Source organism: Puniceicoccaceae bacterium, assembly GCA_040224245.1.
In the GTDB taxonomy this organism is placed as follows: Bacteria; Verrucomicrobiota; Verrucomicrobiia; order Opitutales; family JAFGAQ01; genus JAKSBQ01.
In genome coordinates, this window is sequence record JBEGIR010000004.1 from 62,003 (window position 1) to 78,893 (window position 16,891).

Here is a 16,891-nt window from a genome sequence, read left to right on the forward strand (position 1 = left end):
GTAATCAACACTCGGGATTGCTTAAATGTAAATGAGGTTGAGCTGATATCCATCGGGTTGCCATTCTGCGGCAACCGTTTCCAGATAGTCGCGTCGGTAACGGAACTCCGTTTCCATCTTTTGTGTCCAGTACTTCTGATGGCCGCCCACAGTTTCACGCAGCCCAAAGACCACCACCGTGCTGGTGCGATAATGTCGCAGGGTTTCCAACTTCTCCAGAAATGAGGCACGCATCCAAAGGGGTTCGCAGTCGCTATCATCCAGGCTCCAGAAACACAGCCCCTGTCGCTTTTTCCCTTCGACATGGATGTCGAGAATGTCCTGGGCAAACTTGGAGACCTGCATTGATTCCGATTCAACCGACTGCAGTTCGTCGATGTAAAAGTCCACCGCTTTGCGAATCTCGATCGCCTTCTCGGGATCGGAGGCGTGGATCACGCTCAGCAGCGAATTCAGGACCCGGAGCCGCTGTACAGGAGAGGTCTTAGGCATCGACTGAAATGCAAACCGGATTCAGGAACAACGTAAAGCGCAAAGCTGGCGGTGTGAATAACTTGGTGGTTCCGGCAAGTTCTGCAAGCTCTTCTCCTCGACAGAAACGTCGGGATTTCCGCTGTCGAAATTGCTTCATACCCTTGAGATTGTTTGGAATTCAACTTCAGCGCACTGCAGGATACATCACCTTCGCGCGCAATTTTCGTCAGATTTTTTTCCTGAAGCCCTATTTTAATGCAAATTCTTGCGAAGGGATTCCACTTGACTATATGGGTATTTTGGTATCCCACCCCACACAAAAATTCCCCATGGATGAGTGACCAACTCACAGAACTCGAAAGACCGGCATTCGGTATCGATGAGCTTTCGAGCATTGACCCTGAGATCTATGCCGAACTCAAAAAGCTTGCTGCCCGAAGAATGGCGCAGCAATACCGGGGGATCACGTACCAGCCCACCATGCTGGTTCATGAAGCATGGTTGCGCCTGTCGGCCAACAACAAAACGTGGAATGATCGCCAGCACTTTATTGCCACAGCTGCCATCACGATGCGGCATATCCTGGTCGACAACGCGCGCCGAAAATCCCGGCTGCGGAACGGCGGAGCCTATGTCCGGACCCAGAGTGATCGGATCGGCATGTTGGCCGCTCCGAGTCCGGATGATGCGATCATTCGGGTCGATGAGGGCGTCTGTGAACTGGAAAAGCTTCACCCCTTGAGAGCGCGGATCGTGATCGGCAGGTTTTTTGCGGGGCTGACCAATGCGGAGATTGCCGAAAGTCTCGGAATCGGTCAGCGAACCGTGGAACGACACTGGTCCGCCGCAAAGCTGTGGCTCTACCGGTGGATGCAAAATACTATTTGAACATGACGCCTACGGCCCCTCCAGAAATGCCGGACCGCGCAGAAGAAATCTTCCTAGAGGTTCTGGAAATTCAGGATCCCCTGGAACGTGAGATCCGGCTCGACGAATTGATTGATGGAGATCGAGAGCTGCGAACCTCCGTGCAATCCATGTTGGACGATTATCCGAAAGCATCAGAATTCTTCCAATTCACGACCCGGCATTTGAATTATCCCGAGGAACTCCTCCCCAACGAGCATCTCTACGAGGGAAACCTCATCGGTTCGTATCGCATCATCAAACTGCTCGACGAAGGGGGTAGCAGTAACGTTTACGAAGCGGAACAAACAGAACCCGTTCAGCGAAAAGTAGCCGTTAAAATCCTCAAGTTCGGCATGGACTCGAAGACGGTGATCCATCGCTTTGAGGCAGAACGTCAGACCCTTGCCATGCTGGAGCATCCAAACATTTCCCAAGTGTTCGACGCCGGGATTACCTCTCTGGGCAGACCCTTTTTTGTCATGGAATTGGTGGGTGGCGAGAAAATCACCAGCTTCTGTCGTCGGCACCAAACCTCGGTCGACCAACGGATTCGCCTGATGATCAAGGTTTGTTCTGCGGTGCAACACGCTCACAACAAAGGTGTCATCCATCGCGATATCAAACCCTCCAACATCCTGCTTTCTTCGGTCGATGGAATGCCCACACCCAAACTCATCGACTTTGGAATCGCCAAAGTCACGGATACTGCCAGTTCCGAAATGAGAACGATGTTTGGGCAACCCATGGGCACACCTGCCTACATGAGTCCGGAGCAGATCCGTGGCGACTTGATCGACACCCGTTCCGATGTCTATAGCCTTGGCATTTTGCTCTACGAACTGCTTGCGGGGCGAACACCCATCGATAACGAAACACTGGTGGGCACCGGAACATACGAAATGCAACGGCGAGTCCTGTTCGATATTCCTGCCAAACCCGTCAATCCCCGAACAAATCGGGAATCCAGTGCGAGAGAAGAACTCAACTGGATCGTGATGAAGGCAATCGAAAAGGATCGCGAAGATCGGTATTCGACCGCTCACGCACTCGCTGCAGATTTGGAGTGTTATCTGGCCAACGAACCCCTCAGGGCGCATCCTCCCAGTCGCCTCTACCGCTTCCGCAAACTCATTCAGCGAAATCGCCTGGCTTCAGCAACCACTGCCATCGCGATCATTGCATTGACCATCGGTTTTACCGTTTCGTCGTTAATGTATTTTCGGGCACGAGCTGCCGAAATCGAACAAACCCACCTCAAAGAGCTGGCCGAAGAACGCGCCTATGTGACCAAAGCCGCCATTTTGATCATGCAGGACAAAATCGCGGAGGCCGATGCGGAAATTCAGCGAATGGGTGGACTGCTGACTCAACCCTCCATCGAAGCGACCAACGTCTTTCGCACCCTGGCACTGTGGAACGGAAAAAACGGAAACTGGAAAACTTCGGCAGACCGTTGGCTCGCCATGGCACGCGTCAACCAATTTGACGAGAGCGACATGTCGGAGAAGGTCACCGAAAATCTCCTGCCCATCGCCCCCATCCTCGTGATGACTGGGGACTTTGAACGCTACCACGAACACCAGAATTTCCTTCTGGAACGGCTTGCAAACACCCTCTATCCCATTGCCACCGAACACCTGATCAAGCTTTGCCTGCTGACCCCTGCGAACGAAGCACTGCTGGAACGTCTGAGACATGCCGCTGGCATTGCTGAAAGTTCGCTCCCGGGCGATGAAACCACAGCTCCCGCAGGCCGAATGGAATCCTGGCGCTGTGTCTCTCTCGCTCTCTGGTATTTGCGAAACCAGCAGCCACACGAGGCGCTCTCCTGGAGCAATCGCGCACTATTGTTTGAGGACTGGGAAAAGGCACGTAACTGCATTGCAACGTTGATCCGGGCGATGGCTCGGGAATCCATCGGAGATCGGCAAGGTGCCCTGTCCGACTTAAAAAGTGGACAAGCGGTCGTTTCTCTCTACCTGAATGATCCGATCGACAATCCTCGATTCGGTCACTTCCACGATTGGCTCATCGCCGACATCATGCTCAAGGAGGCGCAGATGCGGATGAACGCGTCCGCAAGCCATTCTCCGCCTGCATGATCACCGGGAATTTGTAGAACACTTAACGCACGACTCATGACGCCCCAGATCTTCAGTCCATCCAGTCCACATTCTGTTAACCGCAGCTCTGGGCAACGGAAACCCATGCGCTACACCGATCAACTCAGTCGGCAGCCCTGGGGCCAAGGGTGTTGACCACAGCGATTGCAGATGAAAGACCCTCGGCACTTGCCGTCAGGATGAGCGGTTCCGAATGTTCTGGAGCCTGCACAATGACTTGGGCAAGCCCGTTAAAGAGGCTGCGTCGCATGGCCTTGTCGGACTCATGACTGCTCGGATCACCATTTCCAACACCGATGATCTTCCCTGCTTTTACTTCGAACTCAACCATCGCGTTGGCTGTCGGTACAGGTCGACCCTGAGCATCAACTGCGGAGACCGTGAACACCGCGATGTCGCTCCCATCAGCACGGATTTCATCCCGATCCGGAGTCAACACCAACTGCACAGGCTCGCCAGTGGTTTCCACGGTCGTGCTGCAAACCAATTCCCCACTGCGATAACCCTGAGCAAGCAGGGTTCCCGACGCATAGGGCACTGACCATTCAAGATGAGAATACGGCACCAGCGTTTGTCGCCCAAGACTTTCACCATTGAGGAACAGCTCAACTTCATCACAGTTGCTGTAGGCCCATACCTCAATGGATTCGCCTTCCTTGCCCGCCCAGTTCCAATGCGGGAAGAGGTGCAACAGGGGTTCCTCGCTCCACCATGCCTTGAAATAATAGGCGGAGTCCTTGGCAAATCCGCAGGTATCGAGAATGCCAAACTGTGAACTGATCGCGGGCCAACCAAAAGGCGTGGGTTCACCGCGATAGTCAAATCCCGTCCAGATGAACATGCCTGCAAGGAAGCGGTGTTTCGCATAGTGGGACCAAGCCTGCTCTGCGCTCGAACCCCAGTCAGAGGGATCCCAGTCGTAGGCGCGAAGATGGCAGGAATCCAAGTCATCCATGTAGACGCCGCGTGTCTGGGTCAATGCACACTCCTCAGACCCAAGCAGGATCTGATCCGGACGCTTCTCATGCCACTGTGCCGGGGAATATCCGGACTTCGCCATGTTATCGAGATAGTTGATGCCCACCACCTCAATCGGACCTGAATTTCCTCCACCCCAGCCACCGCTGATCGCAACCGTCGCCAAGCGGGTGGGATCCAACTGCTTCACAAACGCCTGAGTCGCCGCCGTGAGCCGGGCACCCACATCCGTTCCTTCCACAGCCCATTCCTCATTCGCAATCGACCAGAGAATGACACTGGCATGATTGCGGTCGCGTCGGATCATTCGCTCCAAGTGATCATAGTGGTAGGTCGTCGTACCCAGCAATCGATTCTCGTTGATCACCAACATGCCCAGCCGGTCACAGGCATCCAACAACTCGGGTGCGGGTGGATTGTGTGAACTGCGGTAGGCATTGCTCCCCAGTGCCTTGAGCTTGCGAATGCGGAAATCCCAAAGGGCGTCCGGCACTGCAACTCCAACACCAGCGTGGTCCTGATGATTGTTGGTTCCTTTCAGCACCACCCGTTTGCCATTCAGAAAGAACCCTTCATCCGCGCTCCAACGCAGCGTGCGAATTCCAAAACTCGTCTCGTATCGATCCACAAGTTGCCCTGACTCATCAGAAACGAGGGTTTCGATGCGATGCAATATGGGAGACTCAATCGACCACAGTTCCGGTTCGGAAACCCAAAGCGAGGTGGACACTTCAACCCATGCTCCACCCGTGACTTCCTGGTTGCGGAGAACTCTGCTCGACAGCAGGGTGTCGTCGGAACCCAAGAGTCGCTGCTCGAGGTGAAACACCGCATCACTTGCAGCATCATTTTGAATGCGAGTCTGGATCGAAACCTCTGCTTTTGAATGATCGGGATTCACTTCACTGGTTACAAAGGTCCCCCATCGTGCAACATGCAGGGGCGAGGTCTTGCAGAGCCATACGTGACGGTAGATGCCTGCTCCTTCATAGAACCAACCTTCTTCCAGTGACGCATCCACCCTTACCACCACCACATTGTCGCCGCCGTAGTTGAGTATCTCAGAGATATTGTAGGCAAAACTACTGTAACCACTCTGCTCCGTCCCAAGGTAGTGCCCATTGACCCACACAATCGAATTTCGGAAAACACCATCAAACTCCAGTGAGATGCGTTTCCCAAGGTCCGATTCAGGAATGTGGAAGGTTTTGCGGTACCATCCCACACTGTTCTCGGGGAAATTGCGTCCGATCGCCTTGAAACCATGCGAACCACTGCCCTTTTCACTGAACGGCAGCTCCACGGCCCAGTCATGCGGCAGGTCAAGCGTGCGCCAGTTTGAATCCTCAAATTCCACTGCCGACGCACCCGATGCAAACCCAGCCTTGGCAAAATAGGAAAAAGTGCCAGTGGCATGATCAAAGTCCTTCGCCGGGTCACTCGCATGGCCGAGTGCAAATCGCCAGTCCGCGTCAAACTGGATTCGCTCGCGCACGACTTGATCCGAAGCATGCAGCACAATGGGAGGAAGCCCTGCCATTACCAACATGGCCGTCAGGGTCAGAATGTATCGGGATCTTTTCATGTTCGAACGTTTGGGGATGGGTTTGGGTGTTTCCTATTTCTCCAACGCAATCCGGGCCACGGTGGACTCATCCCCCATGGAACTGGAATAGGGTCGGATAGAGAAGCTGAACTGCGCCTTTTCTGCGTTCAATTTGTATGAATCCATTGTCCACGGCCCACAGCTTCCTCCGCCCAGTCCATGGTGCTGCAGGTCCACAGTCAGAATGGTTTCCGGGCGGCGAGTCAGCTCATGCGGATGGTTTGCACGGTGCAAGTCCAGCGGAGTGTAGTGCAAGGCGCTGAAATTCATCAACGGATCCGCCACAACCATCAGACCCACGCCATCGCGATTGGTAAGGGTGAACCAGCGCACGTTTGAGCGATTTCCACAGTCCTGTGTGCGCAAATACGGCTCGAACATTGCATCCACTGTGGTTTCATACCGACCTATCGCAGCCGAGCGCAAGCGGTCCCGATAGTTTTCATGGGGTCCCGCTCCGAAGAAGCTGACCTTTTCAAATCCTTCGGGCATTTGCATGAGAAATCCCAGTTTCGGCAATGGGGTTTCCATCGCGTCGGGATCAAATTCGGTGCTGAGATCAATAAATCCATTGCCGTAAATTTTCCATACCGTGTGTTGACGCACCCCATAGGAACTGGGTGATTTCGATTCGATCTGCACATCAATCCACAATGCTTCTCCCTCGCGACGGACCTCAACCTGTTGAACATCCGGAAGCATCGTATGCAGCGCCGCATCCTCCCACTTCGGTCCGGGTCCGCCTCCAAAACTGTAGTCATTGTCAACCGGTGCCCGGAAGATATTCAGCATTGGGCCAGCTACCCGTGCATGCGTCTCGGTTTCCCAATGCAGCATTCGGGTCTCCGGCTTTATCCCATAGATTGCTTCGGGCTGAGTCTCCAGCACCGTCACGTTGCCATAACGGAGGTCCGTGATGGTTCCAACCCGTTTGTTGAACTTCAGTTCAAAGGACTTGCCCGACACTCGAATCCAGTCTCCCTCTTCCTGATAGTTCAAGGATGCCAAGGTGGTCGGATGCACCGGCATCACTTCAGGTGTTTGAAACGGCACCTGCAGTTGTTCCCAGGCCACCACGTGCCCTCTCAACGCCCACTCTGTGTCGACTGGAAGGCTGAACTGAATCCGTAGAAAATATTCTCCCCCAGCCTTGAGTGATGGCTCGCTGAACGGGATCTGCACCTCCGCAGACAAGCCGGGTTCGAGGTTGAGCGACTCCATGACTCCTGCCTCAATCACGCGTCCGTCACAGCTGAGTTCCCATGTAAGGTCAAACTCCGCCAGATTGGTAAACTGATACTTGTTCTGGATGCGAACACGGCCGCTTCGAAGATCCAGAGGATGAACTGCAATGTACTGATAGACCTTCTTTACCTCCTCCAGTTTGGGAGTCACGCGCCGGTCCGGTGTAGTCAGTCCATTTGCACAGAAATTCCAATCGGTCGGACGATCTCCAAAATCACCGCCATAGGCGAAAAAATACTCACCTGGACGACCCGGCACTTCTTTCTGTAGTCCCTGGTCCACCCAGTCCCAAATGCAAGCACCGATCAGTCGCTCGTGAGATTCGATGACATCCCAGTATTCCTGAAGGTTTCCAACCGCATTGCCCATCGCATGCGCATACTCACACACCAAAAACGGTCGTGGATCTTCATGCCTGCCGATTTGATCCAGGTCCTCAACCCCCGGATACATGATGGATTCAATGTCAGCCACATCATTGTCTCCCTGATAGTGAATCGGGCGGGTCGGATCGACATCTAGAGCGGCCTGCCGACACGCGTGGAAGTTCTTTCCTTTGCCTGCCTCGTTCCCCAACGACCAAACGATCACCGACGGATGGTTCTTAAAACACTCCACCATCGATACCACTCGGGAGACATGGGCATGCTCCCAGTTGGCCTCGTGTCCCAACGAACCTTCATCGTATCCCATGCCGTGGGATTCCAGATTTGCCTCACTGATGACATAAATCCCAAACTGGTCACAGAGCCTGTAGAAATCAGGATGATTTGGGTAGTGACTGGTGCGTACCGTATTGATGTTGAACTGTTTAAACATTTTTACATCACGCAGCATGCTCTCGTACGAAAGGGTACGCCCGTGCACCGGATCCAAATCGTGCCGATTCACGCCCTTCAGCAACACGCTTTCGCCGTTGACCCACAGCTGGGAGTCTCGAATCTCAATTTTCCGGAATCCAAATGACGTCGAAACCACTTCCAGAATTTCCCTGTTGTGATCCCTCAAAACCACCACCACCTGATAGAGATTGGGGGACTCGGCTGACCACAGTTCGGGGTTTGCGACAGCTTCATCAAACGTGACATAACTGCCAGCTTCCGATATCTCGTCACCCGAAACTGCCTGGGAAAACAAAGGGGCCTCATCCACATAAGAAGCTTTATCCTTCAGCAGATATCCCTCAATCTGTGCCGCATCCTTGAAACCCCGGTTCACCAGGTGCAACCGGGCGGACAGTGTTGCCGAATCCAGATCGTCCTGCAGTTCGGATTGAACAAAAAGATCACGGATACGCAGCTTCGGGGTTGCATACAGGTATACATCCCGAAAGATGCCGCTCAAACGCCAAAAATCCTGGTCCTCAAGGTAGCTGCCGTCGCTCCATTGATAGACCTCGACGGCAAGCACATTTTCCCCCGCTTTGAGATAATCAGTGATCCTGAACTCCGCCGGGGTCATGCTTCCCTGGCTATAGCCAACACGAATCCCGTTTATCCACACATACATGGCCGAGTCCACTCCCGCAAAGTGCAGGAAGACCTCCCTTCCATCCCATTCTTCCGGCATCGAAAAAGTTCGACGATACGAACCCACCGGATTGGGAAGCTTCTCATTCGTCCAACCTGTATGAGCAGGCGTCATCACATACGGTGGGTTTTTGACAAATGGATACGCGATGTTGGTGTAAATCGGAATTCCATATCCCTTCATTTGCCAATTGGACGGAACATCAATCTCGTCCCAGTATCCCACTTCAAAATCAGGGTCATGGAAGTCCCTGGGACGCATGTCGGGGGACTTCACCCAGTTGAATTTCCATTTTCCGTTCAGGCAAACATAGTATGGAGACTCCTCCGCTTGTCCGCTTAAGGCCTGATCGATACTCCCATAGGGAATAAAATGGCTCCGTGGTGCTTCTTTGTTGATTCCAACAATTGCTTCATTCTCCCAATCCTGAACCTGCCCCGCCAGCCACCCGCTGAACATACACAGAATCCATATCCCCAGGGTGCATCGCTTCTTACTCATACGTTTCATCACTTCAAATTCACATTTCGAGTTCACGAGGGACCTGCCCCGAGGTCCTCAGGGTCATCTCCACTCATTCCGTAATCACATCAAGCTCGGCATATCCGGCTACTGCGTCACCAGCGGTATTGCTCAACGCCTGCAACTTCACATACCTGGCAACCACGGGATCAAAGGGTTTCGTCTGCATCACCGGATTGTTCCGGATATTGGAAAACTCACCGTCACTCACGAGTTTCCAGTCACGTCCATTCTCAGACACCTCGAATCGATAATTCACAAGTATCCCGCGACTCCACTTTTCCTGATCCGGAAGGTATCGAAACCCCTTGAGCGTGTGCTTCTCACCCAAGTCAATGACCAGATCCACGGGCATTTTTGCGCCGTCCTGTTGATGCCAGGCCGTCGACGGATCCCCGTCCAACACCCTGTTTGCATCCTCATCGTCAATGCCAACCAGTTTCCAGTGCTGCTTTGAAATATCAAAGGTTGCACTACCCATGGCACCGGATTTCCCCGTGCCCGGATCATATGCAATCGCTCGTATTTCGCACTTTCCATCCATTTGAAACGGTCCCTGGTACAGATTGGATTCGAGCGTCGGTTCGCTTCCGTCAACCGTGTAATAAAACAGGGGACCCACATCGACAGAATGGATTCGTACCCTACCTTCCTGGTTCCTTTCAATCTGTGGGGCATTCAGGAAAAGCGGTGCATTGAAGATACCGATGTTCGAAATCAGCGGACTGCACTTGGCATCTTCAATCACGATTCGCACTTCTGTTGCCTCAACGGAGGGGAAGCGAAGGATGCGTTTGTACCCGATTGTTGTCCCCCTCGCAATCTCCTGCCATGTCTGACCAACACGGGTTTCCAGCCGAAAGGATCGCACGCGTTGCCCAAGGGGGATGTGTTCCTGAACCAGAAAGCGGTTGAACAGTCTGGGTTCGTCAAACGTCATCGTCAAGGTAGCCTCCACCACTGAGTCATCCGTTGCCCAGTATGTTGTGGGGTCCTCATCGGCAACCATCGCCGCACAAAAACGCTCCACACCTCCACGCACATTGCATGCCTCAATCCTTGCATCCGCCAGCAGATTTTCATCAAAAATCTCCTTCAGCGCCTTCGCCAATCCCAATGCCGCGCTTTGGTCATTTTCATGAATGCTCCCGTCGGGCATGATCGGAAAATTCAGCAACAGTGTGGCGTTGCGCCCGACAGAGTGATAGTAAGTATCGAGGAGTTGCGGCACGGTTTTCACGCGATCATCCTCATTCGGATGGTAGAACCACTCCGGTCGGATCGAGGTATTCACCTCTGCCGGAACCCATGCGTTTCCATCTTCCAATCCATAGTGCAGCATCCTCCACTCCACCTCTCCGGTTGCATTCAAGAGACTCCAGTTGGTCTCTCCGACATAACCTTCTTCCGTGCCAACCCAGCGCAGGTCTCCCCGCTTGCCCCCATCATTCCAGATCACGATATCAGGCTGGAGTTCCCGAACCAATGCGTAGGTATTTTCCCAATCGTAATAGACGGACCGATCCACATTTCGCACCTCATTTGCGCCTCCATAATACCCGTCACCGCCATGTGCTCCGTCGAACCATACTTCAAAGATCGGCCCGTACTGCGTGAGCAGTTCCGTCAACTGATTCCGAAAATAAGTGATGTACTCTGGGCGACCATAGTCCGCATGATTGCGATCCCATGGCGACAGGTAAACTCCAAACTTGAGTCCAAATTCGCGACAGGCTTCCGATAGTTCCTGAACCAAATCACCGTTTCCGTTTTTCCAGGGTGCGTTCTTTACCGAATACTCTGTGTATTTTGACGGCCACAGGCAAAACCCACTATGGTGTTTTGCGGTAAGAATAATGCCCTTCATTCCAGATTCCTTGCAGATGCGTGCCCATTCCCGACAATCCACGTTCTCTGGATTGAACAGTTCGATATCCTCATTTCCATACCCCCAGGGCTGGTCCGTGTAGGTGTTCAAGGAGAAATGGATAAACGCATAGTATTCCATCTCCTGCCAGCGCAGTTGGTTTTCCGATGGTGTCGGCCCGCAGGCTTCAGGTTCGGTAACTTGTGCACCACAATGCCATGCAAGGAAAAGCATCATGCTGGCGACGAATTTGCGGATCATTTGTATTGCTTTCATGTGTATTGTGGAGCTTGAAAAAATCGAAGTGCCTGCGTTAGCAAAACGCTCGGCATGCGCTCGGGAAGCAGCAAGGCTTTGGAACTAGTGAACCCGGCGACGGGGATAGAGCTGTGCCAACTGAACTCAGCCCTCTTCCCTTCAGCATATCGTCATGGCCGATTCATTTTCCCATCAAACAGGGTGGTGGATGCATCTCAAGCAGCCACCACCGTGTTGCATGGACCCCGACCCCCATGGACGGAGTCCCATTTTCTCGAACCCAAAAATGCTTCAAACCGAAATGCCTCTCCCGACGGGATATAGTTCCCATCGGGAGAGCAAAGTTTCGGTATCAGAACATGAATTTCATAGTGAAATTGAAGGTTTGTCCCTCCTGAATGCGCTGCTGGGCAACATCCCCGTTCGGGTTGAAGGACACCGGCACCAGACTGATGCTTTCGCCAACGTTTCTGACGTTGAGCTGCACCCTCCAGTCGATCTTGTCGGTCAAGCGACGCTGGTATCCAATCCAGAGATCCACATGCGAATCCGTTGGCCCATAGATGGGCTGGTTGACGTCAGCGATCCATGAGGTTTCACCGTAAATCTCGGTTTCATGGATGCCATATCCCAGAATCGCCTTGTCCTGCCAGCGAAAGGCACCACCGACGTTCAAACCTTCCAGAGTACCCTCCCGGAACGAGTAGTTCGTGATGAGGTTGAAGCGGTATTTCCGCAACTCCGGCTGTTCCGTGCCAATCAACGCAATTTGCGTGAGATAGGGTGCCCAGAGGTCGGTCAGGAAACTGTTTTTCGCTCCTTCAAACCCGCCCCAGATGCCTGCATACTGCAAACCACTTCCGAGGAACAGGTCCGCCATGCCCTGCAACTGGTGCTGTGCCGATTCACCAAGACCCGTCTGGGTGGCGTCCACTTTGGAACCGTTGAATGTGATATCCCAGTTCTTGAGCGGTCGGAACGTAACTTCCAGTTCCCATCCCTTGGATTCCAGGTTCTGGTCAATGGTGGGATATTCACCATGGATGGTGTCTCCGCCTCCGAGGAATGGGGATTCCCAGGACGGGAAATCCGTTCCCTTAATGATGTTAAACCAGTCGCCCGCTTTGATGGCCGCAACATCAATGTTGTAGCCGTAGGCATCCCAGTATTCCTGCGGGTACAGCTCGGTGAATTCATTCATCATCGCTTCGTTCACCATCGCCGCCTCTTGAGGATGGTCGCTCATCCAGCCATAGGGCCAGTTCGCCCACGACTCCTTGGTCCAATCGTACCAATCCGAGGAGGGAAGAACAAAATATCCGTTCTCATCAATCGGCAACGACTGGTGCGCCATGCTGTAAGCATGCTGAGTGAGCACCCATTCCGGCAGGGCACGGATCATGAAGGTGCCGAGCGGCTGTCCCACCGATGCAGATGCGTGCTGGTTTTTCGTTTTGAAGTAGGTCAAACGCGCAGTGAGACGACCGTCCATGGCATCCAGCTGAACCGAATAGTCATCCGTTTCGCCCTTTTCATTGGGAAGTTGCGAACCATCAATGGCATATCGAATACGAGGAGTTTCATTCTCACCGTGGAAATAATAGAACGTGAGATCCGTTCCTTCGGGGAGCAGCTTCTTCAACGACTTTGGCAAATGCACGGCAACACCATAACTCGTGGACGTCGTCGTTGCCTCAACTCCCTCATCGATGATATCGTAATCGAGATTGTAGATCCGGGTATCCGGATCCCGGAACTGACTTGCTTCATTGCCACGCTGCAGCGTGGTATCTTCACGATAGCCAAACGAGGGGATGATTGTTCCCTCCCAAAGATGACCCTGATACAGGAACGCCTTGGAAGTGAGCCGCTGGTAGCGCTTGTTTCCTCCAGTTGCGAGCACATCCGGAAGCGAGTCACCATAAATCGTCGGCACCGTCGCACGGTAGTAGCCCCGATAATTGGCAGGATTGTCCGCCTGCACCTGGGTGATTTCGTTTCCTTCCCGTCCGGTATACACCCACGGATCCGATGGATCAACCGAGTCACCTGCAGTCCATTCTCTCGAAAAGACAGTATAACCATAGGAACTCGGCGGGATCAAATCATGCTGCAGGTTGCTCAGGTTCGCACCTGCACCCGAGGTGCCCAGCATCGAGGGTCCCAAATACGCCAGCCAGTTGAAACCATTGTCAACCGGGAGCGGATTCGAGTTGTCACCGGAGTAGACTTTATAGATCGGATCCACTCCATTCAGCTTGTAGTTCCGGGATTCTTCCTTCCGCGTATAGCGTCCTCCAAGGAATGTGAACTCATGCCGGCCCAGCAGTTTTCCCCAAAATCCATCACTGCCAAAATCCCGCTCAAAATCGAGGTTGTAGGCCGCCGTGACCTGATAATTATCACGCGTGGTCTTGTGAAAGTTGTTATGCCCCTGACTGCCATAGATTGCCGGTCGACCGACATTGGGATTGGTGGTTGCTCCCGGTAGCCAGGTCGGAGTCTTGAGGTTATGACTGTTCAGATCGAGAGTGATCAAAGGCGAACTCAGGATACCTTTATCGCCTCGCTCATACTCCTGATGATCCGCAACCGCCTGGATCACCAGACGATCCGAAAACAAGCCTTGGACCACGCTCACATTGTAAGCCTTCCAGTCCTGCCATTCCCGTTTGTTGTTTCCGTCGATCAATTTGTTGTAGAAATCAAAGATGCTGGAATCGTGCAGGGTATTGTCAAAATACCGCACCGTTCCGCGGTAGGCACCTGCGAACTCTCCGCCATCAGCATCATTATTTGCCTGCCGATAGAAATAATTCATCGCCTTGGCGTAGGAGCTGTACCCGCCCGTGTGAACGTTCCACGTGTTTTCCAGCGTGTCATATCCATTGCCCGTGGGTGAAGTGAAGCTCGCCTGACCGGCATCCTGCAGCTGGCCCGTTGCCGCATCGTAGTAGAACTGAGGAGATCCATTACCCCACTGGTATTGATTGGAAAGGGACCCGCTTGAACTCCACAGACTTGCGTTGGGATCGATGCTGATGGACGTATTCATTGCGTAGGTCCACGGATTATAGCCCGTTGCACTCGCATTGGGATCATTCAGGTATCCGGTTACGTAGTCGATGGGAGGAAGTGTGCGCGGGTTGTTCGATTCCACATCACCGGATTCGTAGCTTGCCTGGATTTTGGTGTAGGCGGTGTCAGTTCGGAGGAATTGAGGATCATAACGCACCGCAGCATAGAAGCGCTGGGCATCGCTGAACGCGGGTTCCTGCCGATACTCTGTGCGCTCGTCCAGAAGATTGACCCGAACCGAAAGTTCTTTGGCGATCAGCTCCCGATTGTAGTCGAGGGATGCACGCGCAGATCCATAGCTACCATAGCGAACTTCCAACGTTCCAAAGGTATCAAAAATAGCTTCGTTGGTTGAAACATTTGCAATGCCCGACGGGCTGCCAGTTCCAAACAAAAAGGAATTGGGGCCGCGCGAAATATCGACACGACTGATGTTGAATCCGTCCCAAGGAATATCACTCGGAAAGTAGTTCCGCGTGCTGTCCATCGCCGTAAGACCCCGAGCGCGATTGACGCCGCCGGGATTATTCAGTCGCGTTCCTTCCGACGCTCCCGACGGGATACCTTGACCCCGAACACTCAGTCCCGAGAAATTTCCGTCCAGACCTGCGATTTCGGTGTTCAATGTGTAAATGAGCAGGTCTTCGGCATCTGTCACCGCCAAATCTTCCATCAGTTTGGGCGTGATGACTGAAATCGCCGAAGCGGTGTCTGCCAGGCTCGTGCGAACCCTCGAACCACCCAACGTGTCGACGGCTTTGTATCCTTCAAAATCCGTGCTTACAGTGAACGGATCGAGTTCAAATACCTCTTCTTCATCAATGCCTGCATCCGAGGCATCGGGCGCAGGTGTCAATTGGGCTTTCAGCGAACCCAACGGGAGAACAAGTAACGAAAGCAACAGCAACAGAGACCAGGATGCGGTCTGTGAAAGCCGTCGAATCGAAACCTGAGATAACAGCATAGTATGATTCATGTTTTTATGGATGGGGTTATTCCAATTAGCGAAATTCGCTAAATCTCTTCATTGGGTAACCGACATCCAGGCACGAAAGCCGCCAATTTTTTCAATTTTCTTTCGCTTCCAGCCTAAGCGCGAAATGGGGAACCAAACCCAGCATGTATTTCTGCGCACGGCTCAACCCTGCAGGTTTTTCAGCCAGCTCCGATTCCAACTTGGAGTGTCACCACTGTTTGCGTTCCCTTCACCCCCCACAAACCTTCCGGGAAATCACACTTTCAGTTCTGATTGTTCGGCAAAGGGGATGTAGCTGCTGGCATAGCGAACATAAGCGACAGTGTCGATGGTCTTGAGCGCAGCCATTGCACGCTCAGCGATCGCACGCGTCGGAATTTCGGAATCAAACTCGCTGTCCAGCGACCGCATGAGGTCGGACATCAACATCGAGATTCGCTCCCCTTCCACTGGTCGCTTGTGAAGAGCTGTGCGCAGGCTTTCGAGCAGCTTCTTTGGGTCAAAGTCCTCAATGGTGCCGTCTCGTTTGACGACCACCACGCCGTCCCGGATAATTTCCTCGGCAGTGGTAAAGCGCGCGCCACAGGCATTGCACTCGCGCCGACGTCGGATGGACTGTCCATCCTTGCCAGCGCGCGAGTCAATGACGCGAATATCCGTCGATTTGCATTGGGGACATTTCATGCTGAATGGAACTATGGAGGTTCAGCGGATGGAATCGAGAAAGTTTTGTAAAATTTGTTTCCCGGCTGACGTAGAGTAGGACTCCGGGTGGAATTGCACTCCAAAAATAGGCAAATCACGGTGCTTGAGTCCCATGATCAGTCCATCCCTTGTTTCTGCCGTGATTTCGAGGCAATCGGGAAAGGTGCTGCGCTCCACAATCAGGGAATGGTAGCGTGTTGCGACAAAGGGATTTTCGATCCCGGCAAACATCGCATCGCCCTGATGCAGGATTTCCGAGGTCTTGCCATGCATGAGCATGGGCGCATGAATGACCCTTCCTCCAAAAAACTGGCCCATGCTCTGATGGCCCAGGCACACTCCGAACATTGGAAGCTGCCGATGATACCTGGCAATCACGTCAAGCGTCAGTCCCGCATCATTCGGCGTGCAGGGTCCCGGCGAGATCACAATCGCATCCGGTTTCAACTCCTCGATCTGGTCCAGCTCAAACCGGTCGTTCCGCCACACCGCCAACTCAACACCGAGTTCGCCCAAGTACTGAGCGATGTTGTAGGTGAATGAGTCATAATTATCGATCATCAAAATCATACCGGTCCTTTTCAAAATGCCCGTCCCCAGTCAGGTGTCGGAAAGCTCTC

At 53.1% G+C, this 16,891-nt stretch carries 9 protein-coding genes; 2 read left to right on the top strand and 7 right to left on the bottom strand.

Annotation, left to right across the window (positions count from 1 at the left end):
* Positions 1–21: 21 nt before the first annotated feature.
* Positions 22–492, bottom strand: coding sequence for a hypothetical protein (locus ABQ298_00715; GenBank protein MEQ9822888.1), 471 nt, complete (start codon positions 490–492; stop codon positions 22–24).
* Positions 493–807: 315 nt separating this feature from the next.
* On the opposite strand from ABQ298_00715, the gene ABQ298_00720 reads away from it, so the two are divergent.
* Positions 808–1,362 (top strand): ECF-type sigma factor, encoded by a 555-nt coding sequence (locus tag ABQ298_00720; GenBank protein ID MEQ9822889.1) that lies wholly within the window; start codon positions 808–810, stop codon positions 1,360–1,362.
* A gap of 2 nt (positions 1,363–1,364) precedes the next feature.
* On the top strand, positions 1,365–3,485 hold the full coding sequence (locus ABQ298_00725) for a serine/threonine-protein kinase (protein ID MEQ9822890.1): 2,121 nt from the start codon (positions 1,365–1,367) through the stop codon (positions 3,483–3,485).
* Positions 3,486–3,609: 124 nt separating this feature from the next.
* Here ABQ298_00725 and galA read toward each other — a convergent pair whose 3' ends face one another.
* The 6 genes from galA to ABQ298_00755 form a co-directional block, all read right to left on the bottom strand.
* On the bottom strand, positions 3,610–6,069 hold the full coding sequence (galA, locus tag ABQ298_00730) for a beta-galactosidase GalA (GenBank protein ID MEQ9822891.1): 2,460 nt from the start codon (positions 6,067–6,069) through the stop codon (positions 3,610–3,612).
* A 33-nt stretch (positions 6,070–6,102) separates the two neighbouring features.
* Positions 6,103–9,366 (bottom strand): glycoside hydrolase family 2 TIM barrel-domain containing protein, encoded by a 3,264-nt coding sequence (locus ABQ298_00735; protein MEQ9822892.1) that lies wholly within the window; start codon positions 9,364–9,366, stop codon positions 6,103–6,105.
* 73 nt (positions 9,367–9,439) lie between these two features.
* Positions 9,440–11,515 carry an alpha-L-fucosidase gene (locus ABQ298_00740; protein MEQ9822893.1) on the bottom strand — a complete coding sequence of 692 codons (2,076 nt, stop codon included), beginning with the start codon at positions 11,513–11,515 and terminating at the stop codon, positions 9,440–9,442.
* A gap of 349 nt (positions 11,516–11,864) precedes the next feature.
* Positions 11,865–15,566 (bottom strand): TonB-dependent receptor plug domain-containing protein, encoded by a 3,702-nt coding sequence (locus tag ABQ298_00745; protein MEQ9822894.1) that lies wholly within the window; start codon positions 15,564–15,566, stop codon positions 11,865–11,867.
* 255 nt (positions 15,567–15,821) lie between these two features.
* Complete coding sequence (nrdR, locus tag ABQ298_00750; protein MEQ9822895.1) at positions 15,822–16,250, bottom strand: transcriptional regulator NrdR; 429 nt, start codon at positions 16,248–16,250, stop codon at positions 15,822–15,824.
* Between the two features lie 21 nt (positions 16,251–16,271).
* Positions 16,272–16,841 carry an aminodeoxychorismate/anthranilate synthase component II gene (locus ABQ298_00755; GenBank protein ID MEQ9822896.1) on the bottom strand — a complete coding sequence of 190 codons (570 nt, stop codon included), beginning with the start codon at positions 16,839–16,841 and terminating at the stop codon, positions 16,272–16,274.
* Positions 16,842–16,891 lie beyond the last annotated feature (50 nt).

Bases quoted from the DNA above. Each gene is read 5' to 3' on its own strand.
- ABQ298_00715 (MEQ9822888.1), bottom strand. From the start codon at position 492: ATGCCTAAGACCTCTCCTGTACAGCGGCTCCGGGTCCTGAATTCGCTG.
- ABQ298_00720 (MEQ9822889.1), top strand. From the start codon at position 808: ATGAGTGACCAACTCACAGAACTCGAAAGACCGGCATTCGGTATCGAT.
- ABQ298_00725 (MEQ9822890.1), top strand. From the start codon at position 1,365: ATGACGCCTACGGCCCCTCCAGAAATGCCGGACCGCGCAGAAGAAATC.
- galA (MEQ9822891.1), bottom strand. From the start codon at position 6,069: ATGAAAAGATCCCGATACATTCTGACCCTGACGGCCATGTTGGTAATG.
- ABQ298_00735 (MEQ9822892.1), bottom strand. From the start codon at position 9,366: ATGAGTAAGAAGCGATGCACCCTGGGGATATGGATTCTGTGTATGTTC.
- ABQ298_00740 (MEQ9822893.1), bottom strand. From the start codon at position 11,515: ATGATCCGCAAATTCGTCGCCAGCATGATGCTTTTCCTTGCATGGCAT.
- ABQ298_00745 (MEQ9822894.1), bottom strand. From the start codon at position 15,566: ATGAATCATACTATGCTGTTATCTCAGGTTTCGATTCGACGGCTTTCA.
- nrdR (MEQ9822895.1), bottom strand. From the start codon at position 16,250: ATGAAATGTCCCCAATGCAAATCGACGGATATTCGCGTCATTGACTCG.
- ABQ298_00755 (MEQ9822896.1), bottom strand. From the start codon at position 16,841: ATGATTTTGATGATCGATAATTATGACTCATTCACCTACAACATCGCT.